26 protein-coding genes and 1 pseudogene are annotated in these 26,675 nt (G+C 34.2%); 3 read left to right on the forward strand and 24 right to left on the reverse strand.

The window, feature by feature from the left end:
• The 3 genes from AC3WVA_RS13870 to AC3WVA_RS13880 all read right to left on the reverse strand — a co-directional run.
• Positions 1-164 (reverse strand): transposase (locus AC3WVA_RS13870; protein ID WP_492322026.1); only part of this gene is annotated, 164 nt, incomplete at its 3' end.
• A 79-nt stretch (positions 165-243) separates the two neighbouring features.
• Positions 244-1,404: a transglutaminase domain-containing protein gene (locus AC3WVA_RS13875; protein WP_098520168.1), complete on the reverse strand. Its 1,161-nt coding sequence runs from the start codon at positions 1,402-1,404 to the stop codon at positions 244-246.
• A gap of 145 nt (positions 1,405-1,549) precedes the next feature.
• Positions 1,550-2,302 (reverse strand): YwqG family protein, encoded by a 753-nt coding sequence (locus AC3WVA_RS13880; protein WP_098347536.1) that lies wholly within the window; start codon positions 2,300-2,302, stop codon positions 1,550-1,552.
• Between the two features lie 224 nt (positions 2,303-2,526).
• Here AC3WVA_RS13880 and AC3WVA_RS13885 point away from each other — a divergent pair, with 224 nt between their 5' ends.
• Complete coding sequence (locus tag AC3WVA_RS13885) at positions 2,527-2,670, forward strand: YjcZ family sporulation protein (protein WP_000540420.1); 144 nt, start codon at positions 2,527-2,529, stop codon at positions 2,668-2,670.
• Between the two features lie 87 nt (positions 2,671-2,757).
• Complete coding sequence (locus AC3WVA_RS13890; RefSeq protein WP_098520169.1) at positions 2,758-3,723, forward strand: patatin-like phospholipase family protein; 966 nt, start codon at positions 2,758-2,760, stop codon at positions 3,721-3,723.
• Between the two features lie 106 nt (positions 3,724-3,829).
• Here the strand turns inward: AC3WVA_RS13890 and AC3WVA_RS13895 are convergent, their stop codons facing one another.
• Positions 3,830-3,997 carry a DUF3933 family protein gene (locus AC3WVA_RS13895; RefSeq protein WP_000816377.1) on the reverse strand — a complete coding sequence of 56 codons (168 nt, stop codon included), beginning with the start codon at positions 3,995-3,997 and terminating at the stop codon, positions 3,830-3,832.
• A 12-nt stretch (positions 3,998-4,009) separates the two neighbouring features.
• Entirely contained in the window at positions 4,010-5,452 is a 1,443-nt protein-coding gene (locus tag AC3WVA_RS13900; protein WP_098347538.1) for an aminotransferase-like domain-containing protein, read from the reverse strand.
• Between the two features lie 114 nt (positions 5,453-5,566).
• Between AC3WVA_RS13900 and AC3WVA_RS13905 the strand changes: the two genes are divergently transcribed.
• Complete coding sequence (locus tag AC3WVA_RS13905; protein ID WP_098347539.1) at positions 5,567-6,181, forward strand: LysE/ArgO family amino acid transporter; 615 nt, start codon at positions 5,567-5,569, stop codon at positions 6,179-6,181.
• A 53-nt stretch (positions 6,182-6,234) separates the two neighbouring features.
• Here the strand turns inward: AC3WVA_RS13905 and bcbE are convergent, their stop codons facing one another.
• The 19 genes and pseudogenes from bcbE to AC3WVA_RS14000 all read right to left on the reverse strand — a co-directional run bounded on the left by bcbE (position 6,235) and on the right by AC3WVA_RS14000 (position 26,389).
• Positions 6,235-7,464: a bacillibactin exporter BcbE gene (gene bcbE / locus AC3WVA_RS13910; protein WP_492322027.1), complete on the reverse strand. Its 1,230-nt coding sequence runs from the start codon at positions 7,462-7,464 to the stop codon at positions 6,235-6,237.
• A gap of 236 nt (positions 7,465-7,700) precedes the next feature.
• The gene (locus AC3WVA_RS13915) at positions 7,701-7,907 is read right to left on the reverse strand and encodes an alpha/beta-type small acid-soluble spore protein (RefSeq protein WP_000113545.1); all 207 of its coding nucleotides are present in this window, start codon (positions 7,905-7,907) and stop codon (positions 7,701-7,703) included.
• A gap of 126 nt (positions 7,908-8,033) precedes the next feature.
• The gene (locus AC3WVA_RS13920; protein ID WP_048527382.1) at positions 8,034-8,876 is read right to left on the reverse strand and encodes a sugar phosphate isomerase/epimerase family protein; all 843 of its coding nucleotides are present in this window, start codon (positions 8,874-8,876) and stop codon (positions 8,034-8,036) included.
• 25 nt (positions 8,877-8,901) lie between these two features.
• Positions 8,902-9,897, reverse strand: a complete 996-nt coding sequence (gene asbE / locus AC3WVA_RS13925; protein WP_142342059.1) for a petrobactin biosynthesis protein AsbE — start codon at positions 9,895-9,897, stop codon at positions 8,902-8,904.
• 23 nt (positions 9,898-9,920) lie between these two features.
• Complete coding sequence (asbD, locus tag AC3WVA_RS13930; protein WP_048527380.1) at positions 9,921-10,196, reverse strand: petrobactin biosynthesis protein AsbD; 276 nt, start codon at positions 10,194-10,196, stop codon at positions 9,921-9,923.
• On the reverse strand, positions 10,193-11,431 hold the full coding sequence (asbC, locus tag AC3WVA_RS13935) for a 3,4-dihydroxybenzoic acid-AMP ligase AsbC (protein ID WP_098881451.1): 1,239 nt from the start codon (positions 11,429-11,431) through the stop codon (positions 10,193-10,195). The genes asbD and asbC overlap by 4 nt, the downstream gene beginning before the upstream one ends.
• Positions 11,418-13,256, reverse strand: a complete 1,839-nt coding sequence (locus AC3WVA_RS13940) for an IucA/IucC family protein (RefSeq protein WP_492322002.1) — start codon at positions 13,254-13,256, stop codon at positions 11,418-11,420. Before AC3WVA_RS13940 ends, asbC begins: the two co-directional genes overlap by 14 nt.
• A 58-nt stretch (positions 13,257-13,314) precedes the next feature.
• Positions 13,315-15,123 (reverse strand): IucA/IucC family protein, encoded by a 1,809-nt coding sequence (locus AC3WVA_RS13945; RefSeq protein WP_098347542.1) that lies wholly within the window; start codon positions 15,121-15,123, stop codon positions 13,315-13,317.
• A 298-nt stretch (positions 15,124-15,421) separates the two neighbouring features.
• Positions 15,422-15,943, reverse strand: coding sequence for a GNAT family N-acetyltransferase (locus tag AC3WVA_RS13950; RefSeq protein ID WP_142342058.1), 522 nt, complete (start codon positions 15,941-15,943; stop codon positions 15,422-15,424).
• Positions 15,944-16,040: 97 nt separating this feature from the next.
• Complete coding sequence (locus AC3WVA_RS13955) at positions 16,041-16,721, reverse strand: MgtC/SapB family protein (protein WP_000119508.1); 681 nt, start codon at positions 16,719-16,721, stop codon at positions 16,041-16,043.
• Positions 16,722-16,880: 159 nt separating this feature from the next.
• Positions 16,881-17,537 (reverse strand): YkyA family protein, encoded by a 657-nt coding sequence (locus AC3WVA_RS13960; protein WP_492322003.1) that lies wholly within the window; start codon positions 17,535-17,537, stop codon positions 16,881-16,883.
• Positions 17,538-17,551: 14 nt separating this feature from the next.
• Positions 17,552-18,373 (reverse strand): peptidoglycan-N-acetylglucosamine deacetylase, encoded by an 822-nt coding sequence (locus AC3WVA_RS13965; protein ID WP_048527374.1) that lies wholly within the window; start codon positions 18,371-18,373, stop codon positions 17,552-17,554.
• Positions 18,374-18,473: 100 nt separating this feature from the next.
• Positions 18,474-18,938 (reverse strand): annotated as a pseudogene (locus AC3WVA_RS13970) (sensor histidine kinase); the annotation flags it as partial.
• A gap of 83 nt (positions 18,939-19,021) precedes the next feature.
• Complete coding sequence (locus AC3WVA_RS13975; RefSeq protein WP_098881448.1) at positions 19,022-20,023, reverse strand: LCP family protein; 1,002 nt, start codon at positions 20,021-20,023, stop codon at positions 19,022-19,024.
• Positions 20,024-20,328: 305 nt separating this feature from the next.
• Positions 20,329-22,632 carry a glycoside hydrolase gene (locus AC3WVA_RS13980; RefSeq protein WP_098347546.1) on the reverse strand — a complete coding sequence of 768 codons (2,304 nt, stop codon included), beginning with the start codon at positions 22,630-22,632 and terminating at the stop codon, positions 20,329-20,331.
• 198 nt (positions 22,633-22,830) lie between these two features.
• Complete coding sequence (locus AC3WVA_RS13985) at positions 22,831-23,040, reverse strand: DUF6366 family protein (RefSeq protein WP_195756164.1); 210 nt, start codon at positions 23,038-23,040, stop codon at positions 22,831-22,833.
• Positions 23,041-23,152: 112 nt separating this feature from the next.
• Positions 23,153-24,046: a homoserine kinase gene (gene thrB / locus AC3WVA_RS13990; protein WP_048527370.1), complete on the reverse strand. Its 894-nt coding sequence runs from the start codon at positions 24,044-24,046 to the stop codon at positions 23,153-23,155.
• Positions 24,043-25,101 carry a threonine synthase gene (gene thrC / locus AC3WVA_RS13995; protein WP_098345646.1) on the reverse strand — a complete coding sequence of 353 codons (1,059 nt, stop codon included), beginning with the start codon at positions 25,099-25,101 and terminating at the stop codon, positions 24,043-24,045. Before thrC ends, thrB begins: the two co-directional genes overlap by 4 nt.
• Positions 25,094-26,389 (reverse strand): homoserine dehydrogenase, encoded by a 1,296-nt coding sequence (locus AC3WVA_RS14000; protein WP_492322004.1) that lies wholly within the window; start codon positions 26,387-26,389, stop codon positions 25,094-25,096. Before AC3WVA_RS14000 ends, thrC begins: the two co-directional genes overlap by 8 nt.
• Positions 26,390-26,675: the final 286 nt, after the last annotated feature.

Below are 26,675 nucleotides of genomic sequence, written 5' to 3' on the forward strand. Positions count from 1 at the left end.
CGTTTTAGAAAAGCTTCCAGACCATTCTGTCTATATTGGTTTACCCAATTCAAAATGATTGTGTCACTTATACCGAGCGATCTACCCATTTCTCGATAACTTTCATTCCCGTTCAAATAACGTAGAACGATTTGTATTTTTTCATCAGCTGTAAATTTAGCCATAGAAAAACTGCACCTCCAATTGTTAGACTGTGTCTAACAATTGGGGTGCAGTTCATTTACAGATGCTCTTTTTCATTACTTAATACGTAAATGTAATTGTCGCTAATGAATAATCTGCCATCGCACTATAAGGTGCTACTTCATAAGATACACGCTTTGCACCTTTTGGCCAATTTATTTCATTTAATACTTTCTTTATATCTTGCATTGTTCCATCCATGGATTGCTTATATCGTACTTCTACCTTCTCTGGCTTAGAAGCGAATTGTTGCTGTAATTTCTTCTTAAACTCACTATAATTCTCTGCTCCGTATTGTGTAGACATATATTTTAAATTTGTTTCTTTTAACATTTGTTCATACGCAGCAGTCTTTGAACTACCCGCTTTTATTTTGTTTGTTAATTCACCAAAATAACTTGTAGTTGCCGCTGGATATTTACTACGATCCCATTCGTGATCTTTACTTAATTGCTCGTCAGACATATTAAAATATGAATATGTTACACGTCCAGCTTTATCTGGTACTGGATCATCGAATGTAGTATCAAGGTGGTACCATTTGTTTTCAATGTTCACTAAATTCCATGCGTGAGCTTGTCCATTTCCTGTACCTGTTACAATATGGTTTTGAATACCCGCTTCTTTTAGTAATTCATATGTTAATAACGTATATCCTTGGCAAACGGCAGAACGATTCGCTAACGCTTCATATGCTGTATACGCTCCATAAGACGTATCATACGATACATGTTTTACAACGTAATCATGAATAGCTTTTACTTTCTCATGCTCATCCATTCCTGGTTTTACAATTGAACCGATAATTGCTTTTGCCTGAGATTTTACATATTGTGTTTGCTCTTTTGATTCACGGTACTTAACTTGCAGTGTAAACGTATAGTTTCCTGGCAACCCTTTAATAGAATATCTAGTAGACGCTACATTATATTTTACATACTCATCTGCATCTACAATTTTATTAAACTCGCCATACAATTGATCCATCACATTTCTAGCATTTCTATCTTTCGTTTTATATGTGATTGTAATATTTTCTTCTCGATTATCAACCTGTTTTTTTAATTCTTTTCTAAAATCATTTAACAACTTTGCATCTGATTGTGATGTCGCTACAGTTGAATTCGTAGCTGCATAAGATACAGATGAAGCCTGTAAGCCTCCCATTACTATCGTTGAACAAAGTGCGGCAACTGTCACATACTTACTTGTCTTTCCCATCATGTCACTCCTTACATTCTATAACTATACGAAAAAGTATCGTATAGTTTCAGAGTATACAATACTTTTTCGTATAGGTCATATGAGATTATGCATATTTAACATTGTAAAAAGGCTGTTCTTTTTATAAGAACAACCTTCTTCCTTAACAAGTTTGTAATACACAACATGCATTTTCAAAACGTCGATTTTTCAAGTCTTCATTTCCAATGCAGAAATAAAGCATCCCTAAATCTCCCCACATCATATTACAATTTTTAGTATCTGAATCAATTTGAAATAAAAGCGTCATTTGTTGCGGGTCTATTTCCATATATTGTCCAGTCTCATACAATACCTCATCTTGTACAGAAAATGGCTCACCAAACATTTGATGGTTATCGTAGTTGTCTGGAATTAGCTCTTCAAGTAATTGTAAGAATCGATCTGAATCCGCCTCATCTTCAATGAAAAGCTCTGGCAATTTATATGTCCGTTCAAAAGTAGTGGCACACTGGTTATAATTCGTTTGCAATTCATCTGCTCTTCGTAATTGCTCTACAGGAACATCATAATAAAGCACACGCCCCGCTTCAGTTGGGTTCACATCTTCTTCAAAGTAATTTTCAATACTAAAGAAATATAGCATCCCCATCTTAGGAAGATCATGATCTATACCAACATTTTGTAAATCATTTAAATTAAATTGAGCGATAAACTGTAACGGATTTCCTTTATGCGTTGGGTATTCAAATGTAGCTGGTAAGTCAGGAACCCCTCCCATTTTCGAACTACCTATCGCTACTGTTTCCTCCTGCTTTGGCACAACTTTTATACAAGGAAATACAGTATTCATCAGTTCCTCTTTTAAATGTGTGAGCCCATATTTATCAATTAATACTTCAATTTGTTTATTCATACATTCTCCTTACATTTACATACTTATTTGTATCATCGCACAAAAATTATACTCCATTCTTTATAAAAACAACAAGCCTCCAAAAAAACGGGCTCTTCCTTCATACGCGAACAAGTTTAAAAAAGCATAGTATACATTGTTCCTACAAACAAGATAGTTCATTATTTCTTCCAGTACATTTTCCCTTCGTTCATTTTTATTTTTAATATAAGGAGGAATTCCACATGGGTTACGGATATAGTTGCTGTGGTTACGGATACGGTGGCGGCGGCGGTTGTGGTTATGGAGGTTTCGCTTTATTAATTGTTTTATTTATTCTTCTAATCATCATCGGAGCTAGCTGTTGGGGCGGCTTTGTAGGCTGCTAGTAAATTTAAAAACTATTGTAAAAAAGCACGTACAATACGTGCTTTTTTGCCATTTTCAAATATTTTATGTGAAAGGAAGTATGATGAATGAAGATTGATGGTGTTTTTGAAGGAGGCGGTGTACGCGGAATTGCGCATGTAGGGGCAATTTGCGCGTTAGCTGAAAAAGGCTATGAATGGGAGCGTGTAGCTGGAACATCAGCTGGTTCCATTATCGCCGCGCTCCTAGCAGCAGGATATTCTTGCTCAGAGTTAAAAACAATTATAACTGACATTGATTATAATAAATTTACGAAGAAAACCTTTATTGACAGAATCCCATTTATCGGAAAAGGATTAAGCGCATGGACTACTCTTGGTATTTACTCTAATATTTTTATAGAAGAATGGATTGAAGAATTACTGCGAAAAAAAGGAGTTCACTTATTTACAGATTTACCCGATTTAAATAAGCTTAAAATTATCGCTTCTGATATAAGTAATGGTAAAATGGTTATCTTTCCCGATGACTTACCAAACTACGGATTTTTAAATTATCGCTTCTCTATCGCTAAAGCTGTACGGATGAGTAGTACCATCCCCTTCTTCTTTGAGCCCGTAAAATGGAGAACCCCTAAATGGAAGCAGCCTTGTTATATGGTTGATGGAGGAATTTTAAGCAATTATCCAATTTGGATTTTCGACTCCCCTACCTCTCCCCGCTGGCCGACTTTTGGGCTTCATTTCGTAAAAGATGAGATTCAAGCTGACCCAGCCCACTACAACGAGCCTATCTCCATGTTCAAAGGACTTTTTAAAACAATGATGCAAGCCCATGATTTACGTCATTTAGACAAGGAATCAAAAGCAAGAACAATTACAATTCCAACAGGGGCTATTACTAGTACAAACTTCGACTTAACAAAGGAAGAAAAAGAGTGGCTATACAATTCTGGTTATAATGCCGCAAATAAGTTTTTACAATCGTGGAACTTCAGACAATATATTGATGACTATAGAAACGGAAAGCAGGATCGAAAATCAAATCGTTACTTCCGTCAACTTGACTCATAATACTATTGCTTTTCATACGAGAACACGTAACGCTTTCAAAAAAAATAAGCCTAGTAATAATATATTACTAGGCTTATTTACTTTCTGCATCATTATTATACGTTGTTTAAGGATACGTTAGCCCTTCTGCTTCCTCTGCAGTAATAACGGTGTATCGATTTCCCGTTCGTAATCCTAACAATTCTGCTTTTTCAATTGCTTCCTCCTTCGTCTCCGCATAAGCAGCTAAATATTTTTCTCCATTGATAATTTGGCAAATTACATATTGTTTCATTACTTTCTCCTCTTACTTTTTCATTAGTTGTGCAAGTTTTTTAATACCTATTTCAATTTCTTCTAACGTTGCGTATGAATAGGATAGACGCAAAAATTGATTTGCACTTCTATCATACAAAGTACCTGGATTTAATAAAATCTTTTCTTTCAAAGCTTTGTCAAATAAGCTACGGTTCGAAACGGGTATATTCATATGTAACCAAATATAAAAACCACCTGCCGGTTCATACCAAGTTGCTATATCATGGCAATATTTCTCTAACATCTGTAACATAAAATCTTTACGTTTTTTCAACTGAGTTCTTACAAACTGTAAATGTTCATCATACAATCCATTTGTAAACCATTCCGCTGCAATTTGCTGGGATATTGAACTCGAGCCATAATCTGTTTGCATTTTTATGTCTGCTAATCTTTGAATGACTGGCTCTGATCCGACAATCCATCCGATTCTTAATCCTGGACTAATGACTTTAGACATACTCCCAATATGTAGTACAATTCCGTTTTTATCATATGCTTTTAAAGGCTTTGAAACAGGCTCATCAAACCATAAGTCTTGATATACTGCGTCCTCTATAATAGGCAATCCAATTTCATTACATATTTCCATCACTTCTATTCTTTTCTTCTCATTCATACTAAAGTTTGTCGGATTATGAAAAGACGGGATTGTATATAAAATAGATGCATTAAATTGCTTCTTATATTTTGGAATGTATGATGCATGTAAACCGTTCTCATCCATCGGTATACCAATTAATCGCATTCCTGCTGATTGAAAAACATTAAGAGAATATAAATAAGATGGTTTTTCCAATAAGATAGATGCCCCTTTTGGTAGAAGCCCCATAGAAATAAGTTGCAACGCTTGAATTGCTCCTGAAACAATTAATATAGAATCAGGAGTTACATATACACCATGTCCTTTTAAATAGTCCGCAATTTTCTTCCTTAAATAAAAATTCCCTTTCGGTTCCTCATATCCAAGTATCATGTTCGACTTTAAAAGCTTATTCATAATATCTTTCATCTTTTTTTCAGGTAAAAGACTTGGCGCGAGTTCACCTGTTCCTAAACGAATTACATGTGGATAAAATTCAGCTTGATTAATTTCTTGAATAGCAGGTAGATTCGGATAATGGAGTCCTGTTTCTACATAAGACTGCCAATTAGGCGGGGGTGCGTATGTAGAAGCATTCTCATTATTCTTTACAACAATTGTTCCTTTCCTGCCATTCCCTTCAATGTATCCCTTTGCCACTAGCTCATCGAAAGCCATTACAATTGTACTCCGGTTCACACCAAATGTATGTGCCAAATCTCTTTGTGAAGGTAATTTCGTTCCAATAGTCCATTCTCCATTAACGATTCTTTCTTTTATATGCGTTTCTATTTGTTTATACAGAGGTGTCGCTAGAGACATATTCGGTTTCCAAAAAGATCTTTCCATCATATCACCTTATATTCTTTTTGGTTGGTAACCTCCCCAACCATATGGATGGATACAAATTTTAATTCTATACAATATACACTATCATAATGAATTAAAATAGGAGGTAATATGATGAGTGAAGCAATTATTCATGGTATCATTCTTGCATTTGGTCTTATCATTCCATTAGGTGTTCAAAATGTTTTCGTCTTTAACCAAGGTGCGAGCCAACCAAACATTTGGAGGGCAGCCCCTGTAGTATTAACGGCCTCTATATGTGATACGTTACTTATATTAATTGCGGTGCAAGGTGTCTCCCTTGTACTCCTTACTTTTTCTTGGCTAACTAACTCGTTATATATAATTGGATTTTTCTTTCTCCTATACATGGGCTTTATTATTTGGAGAAGTAACCCTTCCAACGATGTAAAGCAAGAAAAAAGTATGCCATTAAAAAAGCAAATTCTTTTCGCCGCATCGGTTTCGTTATTAAATCCACATGCAATTTTAGATACAATCGGTGTAATTGGAACAAATTCTATTCAATACATAGGAAGTGAAAAATGGTCTTTCACACTTGCAACTATTATTGTTTCTTGGATTTGGTTTATTTGCTTAGCTTTAGCGGGGAAATTTCTAAAAAGAATGGACTCAACCGGAAAAACAATCGTGTTATTAAATAAATTTTCTGGTCTCATCATATGGGGTGTCGCGCTTTATATGTTAAAACAAGTTATTTATTCTTAAGAAACGAAAGAGAATTGCATGTTACTGAAAACATCATGCAATTCTCTTTCAAATTATGAAGTAGGTTCCGGTTTCTGTTTTACGTTCTTTGCATCTTTTGCTGGTTTAATCCAAATGATCGCTATAACAGCACCGATAACAGCGCATATACTTGTTACATAAAACACTTCATGGTCAGCACCTTTCATGAAAAAAGAATATAAAGGTGGTCCAGCTGCTACACCGATAAATCGCATGGAACTATAGAAGGACGTAACCGTTCCCCTTTGCTCCTTTTCAATTCCTTGTGTGATGAGGGCGTCTAAACATGGGAGGGCCATACCAATTCCTACCCCCATAATAACGAGACAAAGAAGTAGTAAATAGATCCCTTTTATAAATAAAGGAATGATGACTGATGCAGCTGCCATTAAAAAACCAATATAAATACACTTCTTCATAACATTTTGATTATCTCCAATTTTTTTACCGGTCATATATGAGCTAAGTGACAGTACAAGCAACGGAATAGCAAGTACACATCCTTTCCATATACCATGAATGTCATACTTTGATTCCAGTATAGTCGACAAATAGAAGAGAATTCCGAATAAAATAAGCATAATAATTGCACCTAATACAAAAATGGCAATCAACCATCTTCCCTTTTCTCGAAACGTAGAGAGAATAGATTTGATAAACTCTTTAAGTGGCGGTACTTCTCCTTCTTGTTTCTTCGCCTTTACTAGAACAAGTAATAAAACGATTGATACTACGCATAAAACTGGAATCGCCCAAAATGGTAAGAACCATACAATGGCAGCAAGAGCAGATCCTAAAATAGGGCTCAGTACTTTTCCAAATGTATTGGATGTTTCGATGATTCCTAACCCTGTACTGACTTGTTTTTCATCTTTATATAAATCACCAACACATGGTATAACAACTGGCATTGCACCAGCAGCACCAATACCTTGAATTGCTCTACCAATCAATATCCAAGTGTAAGGATTATCAACTTTCCAAGATACCCAACCAGTTATCGCGCCTCCTATAGCCGCAATGAGCAAACTCGGAACCATTACCATCTTTCGTCCCCATCTATCTGATAAATAACCAGCAATCGGTATTAGTAAAATGGCTACAATAGAGTAAATTGTAATAATCATGGATACTTGAAATGATGAAATATGTAATTTCTTTTCAATAGTCGGCAGGATTGGAATGAGCATTGAATTCCCTAATGTCATAACAAGTGGAACTGATGCAAGCGCAATTAAACAACAGTTTTCTTTTTTTAACATGTTGACTTCGGAACCTTTCATCATATATTTCTTACCATGTAATAGCCCTGCTGGAACGTAATTTTTCATTCCACCAGGGCTATTACATCTTTACTACTTCCCATTTACAACAAAAGAAATTGGGGAAAATATAGTATCATTCCTATTCTTTGAATCAAGTTCGCAATATATCCATACCAATTAATTGAAAAAAAAAGAAAGGAAGAATCCTTCCTTTCTCCTATAACCTTCTACAATTAGCGAGTATATCCGCCACCAAGTTGTTGTTCTGCCATCGCTACTAGGCGTTTTGTAATTTCACCGCCTACAGAACCGTTTGCACGTGAAGAAGTGTCAGCTCCAAGTTGTACACCAAACTCTTGTGCAATTTCATATTTCATTTGATCTAAAGCTGCTTGTGCTCCATGTGATGCTAATTGATTAGAATTACGATTTCTAGCCATTACCAATCACCTCCTTATTTATATATAAATTGTGTTAAATTTTAATTTAAATACATGGTAATTTTTGGTTAATTTTCATTTTGAAAAAAGAGTCTCTACAATGAGAGACTCTTACATCATTTTATATTAAGAAGTTACTACTTCTAAATTTCTATTTCTTAATACTTTCATTTCTTCTTTTAATATATCTTTCGCATTATGTCCAAACCATTCGAGTGAGGCAAAATGGTCAGTTCCCCCCACTTCCTGAATAATCTCATCATAATTTACGATACCTTCAAATAATGGCACCATCCCGATACGACTTCCCGCTGCTGCATATACATTATTAGGTTCAAACACATGTAAATAATCTGCTGACGATATATTTTTAAAATGATAATGTTGTATCCAAGGCTTTAGTTGATGGAAACTGTCTATTGGATTTGCTCCTGACTCCCATATATGAAGAAAATCCAGGTTTATTTTCAAACTCGGATGATCTACTTCTCCTAATAATTCCAAAGTAGAAGGCAACGTATCCGTTAACGTATTTGGATGTGTTTCTAAAAGTACATACATATTATGCTGAGCAAATACTTCACAAATGATGCGAATACGGTTCACATACTCTTTTCTCTCCTGTTCCGAGAAATCTTCGCTACCTTTTTGTCCAGCAAACGTACGAATTTTGTTCGTTTTAAACCAATTAGCTAGTATTGCAAGTTGTTCACATTTCTCTATTGTTTTTTGAAAATCTGACGATAATGATATGTCTAAGTAATCACTTATCATCGTAACTTCCAAGTTTTTATTCTTTAAACAATTCAATTCTCGTTCTGTCGTTTCATACTCTTGCATATACAAATTTTGTGCATGCGTCCCCCACAATTCAATTCCTTCAAAACCGTTTTCATATGCAAATTGAACAATATCAGTAAATGAAATTAATTGATGACGAAAAGAAATAGTACATAATGAATATTTCATAGGTTCGAACTCCCTTATCTTAAATTCAGTTAGGTTTTTTTAACGCTAAGACAGACTCGTTTGTTTTCATTTCTTTCCATAATAAAAACTGTTTCTCTAATTCAGCCTTTATTTGCAGTTCAATTGCATTCATTTCATCCAGCTTTTCAACAATTGATAATAGCATACCTTTATTATTCATCATTGACATTTTAATTGCACGATACTGTACATTTGTAAATCCTTGTACAATATCTTCTACCCGATCACACCAATAATCAAATTCTTGCTCCGAATATTGCACCGTTTCACGGAAGTATGCAAAGGCATGTTCATAACTATATTTACGAATTGCAAGTACTGGTATTTGTTTTACTGCCGCTACAAGACCAGAAAGCAAATACCCATCTTCTTCATTTGCCATTTTTATAATTAAATTTTTCAGTTCCATAGTCAGTTCATTTTCATTTCTTTTGAAAGTTTCTATGAAATAACTTTCTACCATTTCTTCTGTTGGCTCTTGAATTTCTTCTATATCAATGAAATACCCTCCGCCAAATGGGTTATCTTGAACAGAGTGAAGCACTTTTTCTCTTTCCATATTCCCTTCCCAGCGAAAATCAGGATCTAGCATGAACCATTCTTCTTCTATCTCCGTCTTTGATATCATTAAATAATGTGGAAATGGTTTTTGATGGAATTTATTTTCCCTCTCAGGTAATAGAGACATATCAACCATTACAATGACATAACGATTTTCTGGCTTGTTTTCTACTAATTGTAAAAACGTTTCTACATTGCTATCCTTATCTTTTGCATGATCATACCATTCGTTCACTTTTATGCCATACAATTTTTCATACCATAATAAATAATTATCATGGTTAATATTTTCGGAGTGATACGAAATAATGCCACCTTCAGTTATATCAAAATCTCCGTCCCATAGTCCAAAATAAAAAGGACGAAAATCTATATCGCTACGCCTTTTTATAATTTCACAAAAACAACTCACTAAACAGTGAACTTTAATTGAAGTCATGTTCTCATCCACTTTCCTAAAGGTTAGTTATTTACATTCACTTCCTGTAACGGCTGTAATTCCTCCATAAAATCAAGCAAAGATCCTATAGTTAAAAATGCCTTTGGATCTACCTCATCCTCTGGAACGCATAGCTTTACATCCATTTCTATGTAAACTATGAGTTGTAACATCATTACCGAATCTATATATAAATCTTGGTTTAAACGCATCGTTTCTTCTAAATGCGTTACATTTTTTAGTTCCATTTTTTCTGTCATAATTTTCAAAACTTCATTTTTTAATGTTTCACGTCTCACGTTGTAACCTCTCCCATCTCTAGTAACTTTCTACTTACTTTTCCAGTTTTATTTTTCGGAATTTCAGTTACACTTTCAATCTCATGTGGAACTTTGTAAGCTGGTAAATGCTGTATACACCATTCTCTTATTCGAACTGGTTCAATATGAGAGATTACTTTTGCTTTAACTATTTCACCCATCACAGGATGTTTCCCTCGATATACAATTGCCTCTTGAACGCCTTCTAATCGAAGCATCGTTTCTTCTACCTCTATAGGAAAGACTTTTAATCCTGAAACGTTAATCACATCATCTATGCGCCCCATAAAATGAAGGCCGCGCTCAGATTTATAGCCCAAATCTTTCGTGAAAATTTCCTTATCATTCATTTTCACTACGATTTCTTCAGGCATATTTTCATCTGAACCTATGCTTATACTCGCATGAGGTAGTGGATTTCCTAAATCTAAATGGCTTTTCATATCATGACATATACTAATACAACCTGCTTCAGAACATCCGTATTGTTGCATCATATATGTTGTCGTTTCTTTTAGTTTATAAAACAATGCTTCTGGTAAAGGTGCTCCAGATGTCATAATTTTATGAAATTGAAACGTTCCTTGCGGGAAACTCCCCATAATATGTAGCATAAGTGGTACTGCATATATAATATGTTTTTCTGTATGACGAACGACATTTAAGGCGAATTTAGGATTTTTATTCGTAATAATGATCGGTTTGCTTCCCCTCGTAATTGCAGATAACGTACCACATATAAGTCCATATGAATGTGAAACAGGAGCCATAACAATCGGCACTTCATCTACTTCACAATTTAAAGCCTCATTATAAGCAGTAATTTCTGTATCAACTTCCGTCCATGCTCTACGAATCAATTTCGGTTCACCTGTAGTTCCAGAACTATATTGCAATAAAGATGGCTCCTCTAGTAAAGAGTTCACTACTTCTAATTTCGTAAAATCGCTATTTTCTCCATATAAAATTCCGGCACAATTGGCACGCTTTGCCATTTCAATAGCCGTTTCTTTTGGCGTATCTTCATGTATAAGTAATACGGATGATTTCTTTTCTTTTAAGAAAAACACAAGCGTAATAATATCAAATGGATCTTTCAGACAAAGCGCAAATATATTTCCTGCTGCTTCTTGAAATTGTTCCATTTCCTCATAAGCTTGAAACCTCAAATCAAAATCACTTTTGCTATACTCTTCTTTATTAACGATTAGCATAATTTCCCCCTGTAACAACTGATTTTTGTTTGTTAAGTTCTCTTGCTCTATATAATGGATTTGGAACTTCATGAACTAGCGATTCCACATCCATATATAATCGACGCTTCGTTAATTGCTCAGCATAAAATGTAGGAGTGTATAGCTGAATACTTTCAAATCTATCTTTCAAATTTGGATATTTTCTAAAATGATTTTCAATTTCTTCAAACACTATCATCCAAAAACTTTCTTCTTTCCACTCATATTCATCCGCAAGTACGAAAGCTAATTCTCCTACATTAAATAAGAACAGTGCATCCAATACCATCTCTTGTAAACATTCGATACGATCCATTTCAAAGAAATCATTCATTTTTCCATTCGTATACGCTTTATGCATTTTAGTAAAGTCGGGACATTTATTCATTTCTTTTAAGAATGGACGATAAAACTCAAGTCCTTCATGGAAATCCTTTAATGCAATACGGACAGGTAGCCCTTCTTTATGAACTAAAATCATATTTTGTCCGTGTGATTCTAACTCGATTCCATGTTCTACAACAAGATGTATAACTGGAATAATTGCTTTTTGGATAAGTAATCGCAGCCAACTTTCTATCCCATATTTTTTTAACCATGTATCAATAACCGGTGTCCCGTTCTTCTCTTTTGCATATAACCCGTTAAAAGGTACAGCATCTTCTTGCTCATCTAAATAATTATGAATACTTTCACGCCAAATGCACCCTAATGAACCATATGTAGCTTTCTTATTGGCATCATACGTTACACTCGAAAATTCCTTTAACAAAATTACACGCGATTCATCCCTTAAATAAGAATCCCGACTTACAATATTACTTAGCCAATTCGATATAGCTGGTGCACTCGCAACTGAATATGGTTTCAGCGTACGGAGTGTTGAAGTATTAAGTATGTTCAGTGATAACTTTACATATGGTCTCTTTGGATTCGTAATATTTCTTAACGTCCTCATAGATTGTTGCGCACAGTAATCGTCCGCTGATTTTCCTAAATAAATAATATTTTTATCTTGTATATGATCGGCGTAATTGGGAATGATAAAATTCTCCCACTGCCAAGGATGAACAGGTATAAACACGTACTGCTTTGGATCACATCCCGTACTGTAAATTCGTTCCATATACACTTCTAATGTAGGCTCGTCTACCTCACCTTTTAAAATATTGTCATAAATCACTTCATTGTCATAACCTACTGTCGCATATTTCTTATGGGCTGCAATCCATATAAGTTTTATTGGCCGCATAAATTCATATCCATATTGAAAATTGTCACGATATTGAAATCCAATGCGTGCTTTATAGCTAGGATGATATGGGTGACCATCTACTAAATGACTTTCAAAGTCATCGTATGATTTTTGAGTATATTGCACGTTATTGTGTCTTTCATATTGTGCAATCGTGTCTTTAAATATCGTTTGTTCTAATTCGTGAATAAAAGAATCTAATTTCGTTTGTTCTACGTTAACAACTCGAAAAACTTCTTCCAAAAATTGCGAAACTGATTTTATTTCTTGTTTTTCCTCTTGAACTCTCACTATTAATGAATCTATAGAAATACGTCCAAATGTCATTCGATCTCTTCCGTAACATTCGTACGTTACACTTTCGTTGTCTTCATTAAGTCCTTGTATAAGAAAAAGAATTTGTTCTTCGCTTTCTATACGAACCGGCGTAATGATTCCCTCATAAATTAACGATTCTACTAATTGACGTAACACTCTTCTTCGCACTGAAATGTAATCTTCTGATTCGAGCGCTTTCAATATTTTTGTATGATACATGTCCACTCTCATAAGCCCCTCCACCTTATAAAAATACCATTATTTGTATTACGTGAAATTTTAACGTTATTTATGAACGGACAGCCACTTCTCTAACGAGCGGATTCTGTACCTGTACGTAAATTGCTTGTTCTAAAGGATTACTTAACTCGTCGACATCGAAAAATCTCGTTAATAAATTTGCTTTACATGCCAACTTATCCTCTTCTAACAATTCTCTTAAAAAGGTCGAAGGTTCACGGTTATAAGGAAGGAAGGATTCAAGTACAGATCTTAATTCCGAGAGAAGAATTTCCTCCTTAATTAATCCAGCTGTACCAAATCCGTTAATGAGTCCAAACATATGATTGAAAATTAAGTAGTAACGAAATCTTTCATCTACAATATAATCGTCATATAAATTTCCAGTACGTTCTCCAATACCAGCTAACTCATTATTAAGCATCTCTTTCATTGAATTACAGAAATAAAACCCTTGATTATCACGGAAATAATATTTTACTGGGTAACCGTCCTTTAGCTGAACAACACTATTTTGCTGATGAGCTTCTAATGCAACACCATGACGTAAGTACATCCATACCATCGGCTTTAAAGAAATATTCATATATCGCCTAAACCAATCTAAACTTACTTCTTCACAGGTTCTATTTTCTAAACCCGCTAGTCGATGAATAATATTCGATAAACGAGTACGTTCTCCAGGTATAGCATCTTGCACTAGTCCAGCAATTAAAGTAGCGTCATTTGCATGTTCACTATAAAAAGGGTTCTCCCGTATAATTACTTCAAATCCAGATTCTTTTGCACCGTAATGTAATGTAATAAATGCTGGGTCACAAATAAAATCAAAACCTGGAAACTGTTCTAACACTTCACCAACTGCTGTATTTAGCATTTCTTTTCCTTCAATACCACTCTCTAATTCCTTCAATTTATTAATACGCATTGAATTTGTTACTTTTACTGGAAATGAAAACTTAAGCATATATTTTGATTTGGGATGATATAACGTCCTAAGTGACGATGTTGCCATATAATACTTACCGACAGGTCCGATATATTCAAGTACTCCTTGATCTATCCAATCCTGTACGTAAGATTGGTGTAATAGCCATTCTGCCTGAAGCGGATGAATTGGAAGTAATGAATATTCATCTTCATTACAATACTTCGATATAAATTCTTTACAAACCATCTCATCATTACGTAACTCTTCTTTTAGAATTACTGTTGTAGAATCCATTAATAATGATTTTTCATTTACTATACTTTTATGTGCTCTAAAATAATGAAGCTGACATTCTCCTTTTAATTCTGGAGAATACATTGCGCTTTTCCATTCCAAAATACCTTGTCTACTCTTTGGAGTTGGATGCGTTAAATGTCCAAATAATAAAGATTGCTCCGCTTCTATAAAGGATATATGGAAACCATATAATGCAGATGTATCTTCTATTCTCTCTTTTATAAATCCCTCAATATTTTGACAACTACGTATAACTCGAAGCATAAGTTCGGCAGGATTCGTCCCTTCTCCGTAGTTGATAGACATCTCTTTTATTAAGAATGTAATAACTGTCACGTAATCAGCTTTAATAGTAGAATTGCTATCTCCAATTTGATAATAAAATTGTTCTCCAAACAAATGGCGATCTGTTGCTGATTTATATATAACTTCTCCATACAAAGTAACGTTTTGTGCTGATAGCTGACAATATAAATATGTGGGGACTATATCTCTATTCAACGTATTACTGAAGATACTTTTCATTTTTTCATCCTCTGTAATCCATTCTCCACTCCCTGTTTCCCTTAAATAACAGTTTAAAAAACTTTGTAATGTTGCATGTTCTGCGATTTGTTTCGCATGCTGCATATTGGTCCTCCTCTTTATATTAAAGCTATCGAAATTTTATACTATAAACAACAATTGAATATCGTTATCAATTATGATTCTAATTGATAACGATATTCAATTCAATAGTATATTTCAGAATTTTTTCATCTGATTTAATTTTTCTTGTTTTCTCTCTTTTCTTTAATCTAGTTAAAAATACACGAAAAAAATACTCAGTTTCAAACTACATACTTACTATTTTTCATTAGTAATCTATCTAAAATAGTTAAATAAAAGAGGTATACCTTAATTGGTATACCTCTTTTAAACATAAAGTTTACATAATAATATTATTTATACCCCTCCAACAATACGCTGTTTCTTCTATATTTAGTCTCTCTAAAAATTTCGTATCAATTTTTTCTGGATTAAATTTTTCATAAAATTTTTTAGAAGGATTATTCGTAACAACCCATACTAAAAGTGATTGCATATCATTTTTTATACATTCAGATAGTAAAGCTTGAAATAACTTTTGTCCTATTTTCATTCCTTGATACTCTTGTAAAAGGTAGATCGCATATAATTCTCCATCACAATTATATGCACCACTTCTTTCAACTCCCCCATCAATGAATCCGATTATTGTTCCATCCACGGTCTCTGCTACAAATCTATATTGGTATTTATCTTCTCGTTGAAAAATATTTTCCCATTGTTTTTCCCGTTGCTCATATGTTATATTTTTTAAAATTTCGTCGGCAAATATCCCTTTATACGTTGTTTTCCAGCTATCAGCATGTACTTTTGCTATACCTGGTATATCATCTTTTATCGCTCTTCTAATATGTAATTCCATCATTTCTCCCCCTTGTTATTCATCATTATATCAATTTATTTCCTTAAAAATCCAAATAAAAAAAAGAGTGAATTCACTTCACTCTTTTTTATCAACATTATCTACTTTCTACTTCAACTGAAACTACTCGATCAATCTCTTTTAGAGAACTATATAACTCCGTCGTATACAAATCTTCTGGAGCTAAAATAACCATCTCCAGTTGCTGAAATGCTCCACTATCTATATCTTTAATTTTTACGCGTTTCACATGCATTCCTAAATTTTTAATTTGCTTAAATATACCGTCTAGCTCATGATGCTCTTTTACAGTAATTTTTATAGATAAATCCTTTTGTCTTAATGAATACGGACCTGCAATTTTCACAAGTTGCGGAAGTACATTAATCGCTAAAATAATTAAAATCATAGCAACAGTCGCTTGTAAATAAAATCCTGCCCCAATTGCTATACCTAAAGCTGAAGCAGCCCACACCATAGAAGCTGTCGTTAATCCAGAAATAACGTCATTACTTCTTCGTAAAATAACACCTGCCCCAAGAAAACCAATCCCGCTCACAATTTGAGCAGCTAAACGCATTGGATCCATATTTGTATGCCCCGGAACAGAATATACATGTACGGATTCAATTGAAACCATCGTAATTAAACAACTTGCTACAGAAATAACCATACTTGTTTTCACACCAAGTGGTTTATTCTTTAGCTGCCTATCTATCCCGATGAATAATCCTAAAAAGAGTGCTAAACCTAATTTGAGTAAAAATTCATATGACATATTTCCATTCTCCTTACTTTACAATGTTTCCCTTAGAATAATCCACTATAACTCTTTTATGATATCAATTCCAGTCTTTTCTATTCATTTAACGTAAAAAACCGAAAAAACATTTGTGACGATGTTTCCCCGGCTTTTTATTACGCTTAAGATTCTTCTTTATTTCTGATCTTTAATCTTAATCTCTGCACCTTTGTAGAATGCTAATTTACTGTCATTATATCCTTTTGTAAAATTGTTAAATTGCTCTTTTGATTTTTGTGCTTCCACAGTTAATTCATTAACAGCTTTAACTTTTTCACCAATCTCTTTTAATTTCGTTTCTTTTACTTTTAATTTTTCATACAGTTCTTTTTCAGTCGCTAACGCCTTCGTATAATTTTCATTCATCTTTTGGAATGCATCATAACGGTTTTTGTACGACTCTTCTACTGCTTTCGCTTGTTTTTGTAACTTCTTATCTTCAAGCTTCTCTATATTTCCTTGAATAGATTTCGTTTCTTTCTGAGCTTTTTCTAGCATTTCTTTCTCATTTTTTAATACTTTTTCACGTTCATCTACATTTGCAGTAGCTTGCTCTATTTTCTTTATAACAGCGTCATTATGATCTTTACCTTCTTGTAAAATTTGAGAATATAGTTCTTGACCTTCCTTCTCTAACTTCTCTAATTTCTTCGCTTCATCAACTAATGATTTTTCTTGTGTCGCCGCTGTTTCAAAAGCTGTAAATAGGTTTTCTTCTGGTTTTTCACCGAAACAACCTGTTAATAGTCCTACTGATAGTGCTCCAACTACTGCTACTTTTCCATACTTCAACGTTCATTCCTCCATTACATACGGTTATCATGCCAGAAATTCACTGGGAAGTGACTCTCTTCATGATAAGCTTCAAACTCATAACCCTTTTCTTTTAACCCTTTTAAAATTGCTGGCACAGCAGCAACTGATTGTGGGTGAATGTCATGCATTAAAATGACTTCTTGTGGTTTTGTTGCATTTGTTATTACATTTTGAGCAATTTGTGCTGCAGCTGCATCAACTTGCATTTTGTTATATTTCCAGTCTAATGAATCAATTGTCCAATCCCATACTTTAAAACCGCCCTCTACTACTTTATTTCGAAGACCTTCATTTAATCCAGGCATTGATCCGTATGGTGGACGTGTTAATTTAGGCGATTTTCCAATAAGATTTGCGATTAAACTTTGATCTTCTTTCATCTCATTTACATACTCGCCATTTTTATATAGCTTTGCAAAATTATGTGTCATACTATGCATACCTACATAATGACCCTCTGCATTTTCACGTTTCACTAAATCCGGAAATTCTTTTACATTCGCTCCAATTAAAAAGAACGTCGCCTTCGCATCATGCTGTTTTAACATATTTAACAATTCAGCCGTATATTTCCCTGGGCCATCATCAAATGTAAGATATGCGACCTTTCTTTCTTTTCCATTAAAACGACTTGGTGCCGTTTTATTCATTTCTACTTTCGGTTGTTCACTTGCAAGCTGTACTACGTTTTCTTGTTTTGCAACAGCCTTTGCTGGTGAAGTAATAGATTGAAACATAAAATACCCAATAGCTACTGCTGCAATCGCTATTAAAACGACTACTACTCGTTTAATTTTAAAAGCTTTTTCCATTCTATCGAATTCCTCTCCCTATTAATCTTATATATAAATCACCCAATATAATTATACATCTATTTATTTTATTACACTATATAAACAGACTTTATATGTATTATAATGAGAGTTTTATCAAAATGGTTGTTCCTATTCCTTCTTTACTTATAATACGAATTGTACCTCCATGAAGCCCTACCATTTTTTTAACGATAGCTAAACCAAGACCAGCACCTGTAGCACGGTTATTAATCTGGTAAAATGACTGTTCTATATATGGTAAATGCTCTGTAGCAATTCCAATACCTTCGTCTTTCACCTTTATTACTGCTTGTCCTTCTTTTTTAGTCGCTTCAATATATACTTTACCATTTTTATGTGAATATTTAATGGCATTTTGAACAATATTCAAGAAAACTTGCTTTAGCCTATTTCGATTTCCCATCAATTCAATTTGTTCTATAGTTTTGATGAATTGTATTTGCTTCTCTTCAGCATTAGGAGTTAATTGCCAAATCGTCTCCTCTAGTATATCGTATAATTGCACCTTTTGTTTATACAAATTGAAATGATTTAAGTATAAGTTTTCTAAAATAAAAAATCGTTACAGAAAAGTTACAAATCCATCTCGATAAAAAAAGATTGGCAAAGGCCAATCTTTTTTTATTATTCATTTCCAACTGGCTTTGGTGTTACACCTAAATGCTCATTTAATTTTTTTGAAATATCTTTCACATTTTTTTCATTTGGAATGTAATAATAAATACCACCGATACGTTTATCCGTACCTTCAATTTGCATTTTTTCCATTTCAAAGTTAGATCCTGCCATATTTTTTGTAATAGCAAGCATATCATCGAAAGTTAAGTTCGTTTTCATATTGTTATCAACTGCATCAAGTAAAGAGCCCATTTTGCTAATTGATTGGACAGACATCGCTTTTTTAGCAATTGCTTCTATTACAAGTTGTTGTCTTTGTCCACGCATTGCATCACTATCAATTTTACGCGTTCTTGCAAGTGCAAGTGCTTGTTCTCCATTTAAATGTTGGTAGCCTTTTTCTAAATGAATCATACCTGCTTGGTCTTTACTATCTTGCTCTGTGAAAGTAACTGGTACATCAATATCAATACCACCAAGTGAATCGACAATTTGTACGAATGATTCAAAGTTAAACTTCACATAATAATCAACAGGAACATTTAAAAATCTTTCCACTGTATCTCGTGTACTTTCAACACCACCAAATACATGTGCGTGTGTAATTTTATCTAACTTTTTTCTAGATGGAATATATACACGCGAATCACGCGGGATACTTACTAATTTAACTGATTTATCATCTTTATTAATTGTTGCTAACAAGAGTGCATCTGTACGAACAGCTTCACCATATTGGCTTTTACGCATTTCGCTGCCGTCTACACCCATAATTAAAATAGAAATGTTATCCTTTAAAGGCTCAACTTCTTTATCTCGTTTTGATGATTTATCAATTTGTGCATACGCATCACTTACAACAGCTTTTGCTTTATTATATATTAATGATCCATATCCTACTCCTCCAAAAATAAGTAGGAAAAATGGAATTAAAATGAACCATTTTATTGACTTTCTTTTAGAACGTTTTTTACTGCTTCTCGTATTTTGTTCTAATTCAGAGCTCATTTTCAATCGCCTCTCTTTCTCTTTCCCTAGTATAATGTATGTCTAGCAATCTTCATATTGAATTTCCTTTCAATCACCTTACATTTTTGTAAGGTTACATGATAAACCCAATATGTATTCCATTTCACATTATACTCTCGTGCTTATTTTTGGCAAGTCACTATTTTTCAACTTCAAATATTTAACACTTCAAAATATCCTAAATTACAGATTTATAAATGTTTTTATTTCGAATCGCTCGATTTACACCTAAAAAGTCAGCAAGATTAAAGAGCAAAATTAGTAATGCAACAATACATTTCATATTATTTCTCAATCGGTGTATACATTGTTTTCTTCCCATGATTATAAATGAAAGCGGATTTTGCTTTTAGTTTAGTCTCGTCTATTTCTATTTCTTCATTCGAGAAATTCACAATAATTTTAATATCTTTTCCATAAGAAGCAGATTGTACTAATTTATCTTCTGACAAATAGGCAAAGTTCGTCATTTCTTCTTTTACTGCCTTTTCATGAACTTCATTCCAAACTTTCAGATGGTGCGTAATTTCTTGCTTATGCTTATTCCACTCTACTTCATCTAAATGGTACAACGGAGGAACGTTATACAATAATTCGTATAGCATACGGTTTCCTACTTCATCTTTTACTTTCAAACTGCCCCATTCCCAGTGGTGCGTTGTAATCACAGAATCATTGTATACTAATTTATATAATGGTACCGAATATACAGGGTTTAAATACACTTGTTTATATTCTTCTTTTAACGGTACTTGTTTTGCATATTTTTCTGGAACATTTTGATTCGGTGACCAATATCCACCCACATAATACGGACTTGTTTTGTTTTTCCTCATATCTTCATCGTCCCATTTAACTACAGGCGTTTCAATGCCATGAGCAAACGCAATCGTGCTACTTGCAAAATCATTTCCACCCTCAGAGCCCACTACCATACCTTTTTCTTTTGCAATATAATCCATTCGTTGCAGTCTTGCTTTTAAATCTTGTTCTTGGGTCGTTATATGTTTAGCCGAATAGTCATCATAAATTTCACCTGTTGCATCACAATCAATAAACCATGAATTGTACTTAGGCCCATTTTGTAATATATCGTTCATTCGCTCTTTTACACTAGGAAGAGATAAAGTTGGATTTAATTTTCGCCCTCTCCCTAAAAACCCTTGCACCTTTTCACCATTTTTCTTTGTCACAGTTGCCTCTTCATATAACGATGGATCCTGAAAAGAAGCTGTATTCCAATTTTTATCAGCCTTTTCGTGAATAGAATGATAAGAATCGTACGGACCAACTAAATATCCCATTTTCTTAGCTTCTGTCACGAAATTAGGCTGCATATAGCCTTGCTCCCAGTTCGGTAACCCAATCCACGCATTGTCTATTCCTGCCGCCTTCATTTCCTTTATAATATCCGTTCCATCTGCGTTCCCCCACTTACTTACTTCTTCAATCGCATCACCGAGCGCTGATTTTAATACATGCTTATTTAAGTTATATAACTCCATCTTCGATAAATGATCTACACCTTTGTTTAATAACTCCCTAGCGTTCTGATCAACTTTTCGGAAAATATTCTCCTTATACAATTCCTTCATTGATAATACTTCATTTATATAACGTAAAATAACATTTTTTTGGTACTTATCAATGAAATCTTGTTTACTTACTTGCTCAAATACATTCAGCTCCCCAGGCTCTGAACTATTCTTTTGAATAAGCTCTTTTATATGACTGAACACAGGACTATTTATTTGCTCTCTTATCTTCGGCCAATTTACGTTACTGTCAGACAAACCATTTTGATTCCAAAAATAAAAATAAGCCGCACCATAAAGTTTTTCAATCTCTTTATTTTTTCTAGCCTTTTCTTGTAATGTTTTAAATTCACCTTTTCCAGCAATATTATTCTTATACAGTTTAGCAATACTGACTGCATCATTATTTGTCACATATATTTGAAATCCATATGTTTTATTTTTATTTATGCTCGGGAATTCATGTACAAAATCAAATCCTATTTTCGGATCCGAATGAAATTTCAATTCATTATTAAACATATTGTTTGCAATGTATACAATGGAATATTTCGAACCATTTAACGCAAAAAACTTCATAGAAAATGATTCAGCAAATGAATATGCATCATCCTTTAAAAACTTCTTCCAATTTTCATCATTACTCGGAATTTGCTTTCCTTCCCATAACGGAAGTGTATAATTTTCAGCTTGTACTTTCGGCCAAGTGAAGCTTTCTGCACCAATTGATTCCACTTCAATATTTAAATGATCTTTTTTCTTTTCTACATTCACTTTTACTTTTTGATCTGGATATTCCCAAGATGTACGCCCCTTGTCTTTTTTTACATTTGATACCTTCATTTTCGGTAACGGCTGTGACGCCTGTTCCTTTACACCATCATGTTCTACAGTTAACGTGAAAGTCTCTGGATTTACATCGTAAGTAAACTCTTTATACGTCGCTTTCTTTATTTTAGACTCTTGTACAGCATTATTACCTTTTACATCACACCCAACTAATGTCGAAAATGACATAGTTGTAAGAAGACATATTGCTATCATTTTTTTCATCTTCTGCACCTCCACCACTGAATATACATAGGCTTTGTTACAGGAATGTGGCAAAAAAAATAGAACTAGCATAACGCTAGCTCTATTTTACATATGGACAACTATAATTTGCATAAAGTATATGTAGTATAATAACCGTGTTTTTTCATACTCACTACTTATAAAAGCAAATCATTCTATATTATATACACTTATTTCTTAACTAAAGAAATAAGTGTATATAATATAGCCTAAAGCTAGCACTAAAATTACTAGCGCTGTGCCTTTCCAATTCATACCACCTGCCAAATCAACTGGACTACCTGTTTCAGCTCTATTAAGTCCATCATGTAAAGAACCAGTAGAATTATTTTTCAATTCACTTTGCCGCATACGTTCTCTTTTTTCTTCCGGTGACTCTTGCTTCATACGATCACCTCCAAATGAATACACGCTTTACTAAATTATACATTATTACTTTTCTTTTATATGCCAACTGAAAAACTATTTGCAACAAAAAAAGCTAGCAATGCTAGCTTTTTTATAGTTCTATATGTTCTTCTTTATTTACAGTAATTCCTCTATGATCGATTTCTAGCTCACACACTTTCATAGACGTAAATACTCTCGCTAATTGCTCAGCAATTTCTTGACGCTTCTCATACGGTGTTAATATAAAAATGGATGGTCCTGCACCGCTAAGCGCTGTACCGTATGCTCCAAACTCTTTTGCACATTTACGAATAGATGGTAATAACGGTACGAGTTCTAAACGAAATGGCTCGTGAAAATGATCTCTTTCCATCATTTCACCTACAACTTCCCATTTCTTTTGACAAAATGCGGCTACTAATACGTTACTTATCGCACTAGCCTTAACAGCTTCATGAAACGGAAACATATCTGGTAATACAGACCGGCTTTCATCTGTATTTAACTCTTCATTCGGAATAAGAGAAATTACACCTAATTCCTTACTTTCAATTCTTACAACCGAAACATTCTTCCCATCAAGTGCTCCGATTACAGTTCCTCCTAAAATGGAGGCAGCAACATTATCAGGATGTCCTTCAAAATTTGTAGCAATTTGCACTTTTTGATCCGTAGTTAAATTCAAATTGCCTAGCTGATTCGCAAGCTCTATCCCAGCTACAATTGCTGATGCACTACTTCCTAACCCTCTTGTTAGTGGAATATTACTAGTAACTTCTATTATATGGGGTGATAAAGAAGGGCTTACTTTACATGCCGTACTAACGATTAAATTTTTATCATCTGTCGGAATTGAATCATCAAAGGAATGGATTACTTGCCATTTATCAGCTTTCTCTTTTACTACTACATGTAAATACAATGACAACGCTATTCCTACTGAATCAAATCCAGGTCCAACATTCGCTGTACTAGCAGGAACACGAATACTTAATGGTATCACGACATAATCACCCCTTTAATATGCTCTTTAATTTGTTCTATATCATTTGAAACACTTGCAATATCTAATGTATTAGAAGAAATTGCGATATCAGGATCTTTCAAGCCATTTCCAGTTAAAACTGCAACAACTGTTTCTCCTTTTTTGATTTTTCCAGATTGAACATGTTTTATTACGCCAGCTAATGAAGCATTTGATCCCGGCTCAGCGAAAACTCCTTCCGATTTTGCTAATAATCTATACGCATGTAAAATTTCTTCATCTGATACCATATCTATTTCACCGTGAGACTGCTCAGCAGCCTCTACTGCATATGACCAACTTGCTGGGTTACCGATGCGAATCGCAGTTGCAATTGTTTCAGGTTCTTCAATGACATGTCCTTTTACAATAGCTGCTGCTCCTTCGGCTTCAAATCCGTGAATTCTTGGCTTCTTATAGCCATTTTCCTTCTCATATTCACAGAAACCTTTCCAGTACGCTGTAATATTTCCGGCATTTCCAACAGGAATTGCTAACACATCTGGTGCACTTTGTAACTGATCACAAATTTCAAACGCTGCTGTTTTTTGCCCTTCAATTCGATAAGGATTCACTGAGTTTACTAATGTAATTGGCTCTTCCGCAGCAATATTTCTTACAGCCTTAAGTGCATCATCAAAATTCCCTTCTATTGAAATGATTTCAGCTCCGTAAGCAACTGCTTGCGCTAATTTTCCGTGAGCAATCTTTCCTTCTGGAATTACGATAATACATTTCATTCCAAGGCGTGCCGCATATGCTGCGGCCGATGCTGATGTATTACCAGTTGATGCACAAATGATCGCCTCTGACCCTTCTTCTTTCGCCTTCGCGACTGCCATTACCATACCACGATCTTTAAAAGAACCTGTCGGATTCGCTCCTTCATATTTACCGTATAACTGAATTCCTAATTGTTTTGATATATTTAATAACGGGATAAGTGGTGTATTCCCTTCCATTAAGCTCACATCAGGTGTATTTTCATTCACAGGTAAATAAGAAGCATACTGTTTTAATAATCCTTTATACATATTGTTTTTCCTCCTCAATAATGTAATAACTGTTTATTTCACTTGCGACATCTTCTATCGCTCCTAAAACTCGTTCGAATTGATACTTTGAAGTTTGATGTGTCACAACAACGACTTCTGCAAGTTCACGATTTAAAGGTAACTGAATAACTTCTTTTAAACTTACAGAATAATTAACGAAACATTCTGTTATTTTTTGCAACATCCCAGGTTCGTCTCGTAATGAGATACGTAAGAAATATTTCGAAACAACTTCTTCGTCTCCCTGTAATTCATACGGCTCTGGCTCTTTTAACGCACTTTTATTTTTCTGAACGTGATTCATATTTTTAACGATTGAAATAATATCACTTACTACAGCAGAGCCAGTCGGTAACTTCCCAGCTCCAGGTCCGTAAAACATTACTTCTCCCACCGCTTGCCCGTGAACATACACTGCATTAAATTCATTATTTACATTCGATAATGGATGATGACTTGGTAAAAGAGTCGGTTCTACACTTAAATGAATGGCTGATCCTTGTTTCTCTGCTTTCCCAATTAATTTCATAGTAAATCCTAATTTTTCAGCCATTTGTAAATCTTCTTTTTCGACCTTTCGAATCCCTCTTACTTGCACATCATCTAAAGAAACATTCATCGAAAAACCTAAGTTTGCAAGAATCGCTACCTTTCTCGCTGCATCTAGCCCATCTACATCCGCTGTTGGATCTGATTCTGCGAAACCTAATTTTTGTGCTTCCTGTAAAGCTTCTTCATACGACCATCCATTTTGACTCATCTTTGTTAACATGTAATTTGTTGTACCATTTACAATTCCCATTATTTTTTCAATTTGATCTGATGCTAATCCGTCTGTTAACCCTCTTAACACCGGAATACCGCCCGCTACACTTGCCTCATAACATAAATCACAATCATTATCGTTTGCCAGTTGGAGAAGTTCTGCACCGTATACAGCCATTAAATCTTTATTTGCTGTTACGACATGTTTCTTATTTCGTAAAGCCTTAACAATATGCTGCTTCGCTTCTTCAATTCCGCCCATTACCTCTACTACAATATCAATATTTGAATCATTTAGAACTTCATCGACTTGACTTGTTACTACGATTCCATCAATGCATACATCACGTTCTTTTTCTAAATCACGTACAACGACTGTTTTCACCTTCACTTCATACCCTGTATCAAGTGCAATTTTTTTATAATGTTCTTTCAAAATATGAACAACACCACTTCCGACCGTACCTAATCCTAACACCCCAACATTAATAACGTTATTCATCTTCTAATCTCCTCCTACAATTTTATTATTTATCTCTATCAATCACCTTGCTCTGCTTTTTAATCATGCAGGTGGTGGTTATTTCCGTACGTACAAATCGTTTCATGTTACTGCACCTCCTTTCAAAATAATAAAAAAACACACTCATCCCTAGGAAAGGGACGAATGTGTTTTCGTGGTTCCACCCTTGTTCCAACCTAGACGTATTTCTCCCTAGATTGCTCAAGTTCAGATAACGGCTGATTCCGTCAATAATTACTAGATTGCTCGTTCACTATTGAAGTTC

This window comes from Bacillus sp. EB106-04-02-XG92 (assembly GCF_058791995.1).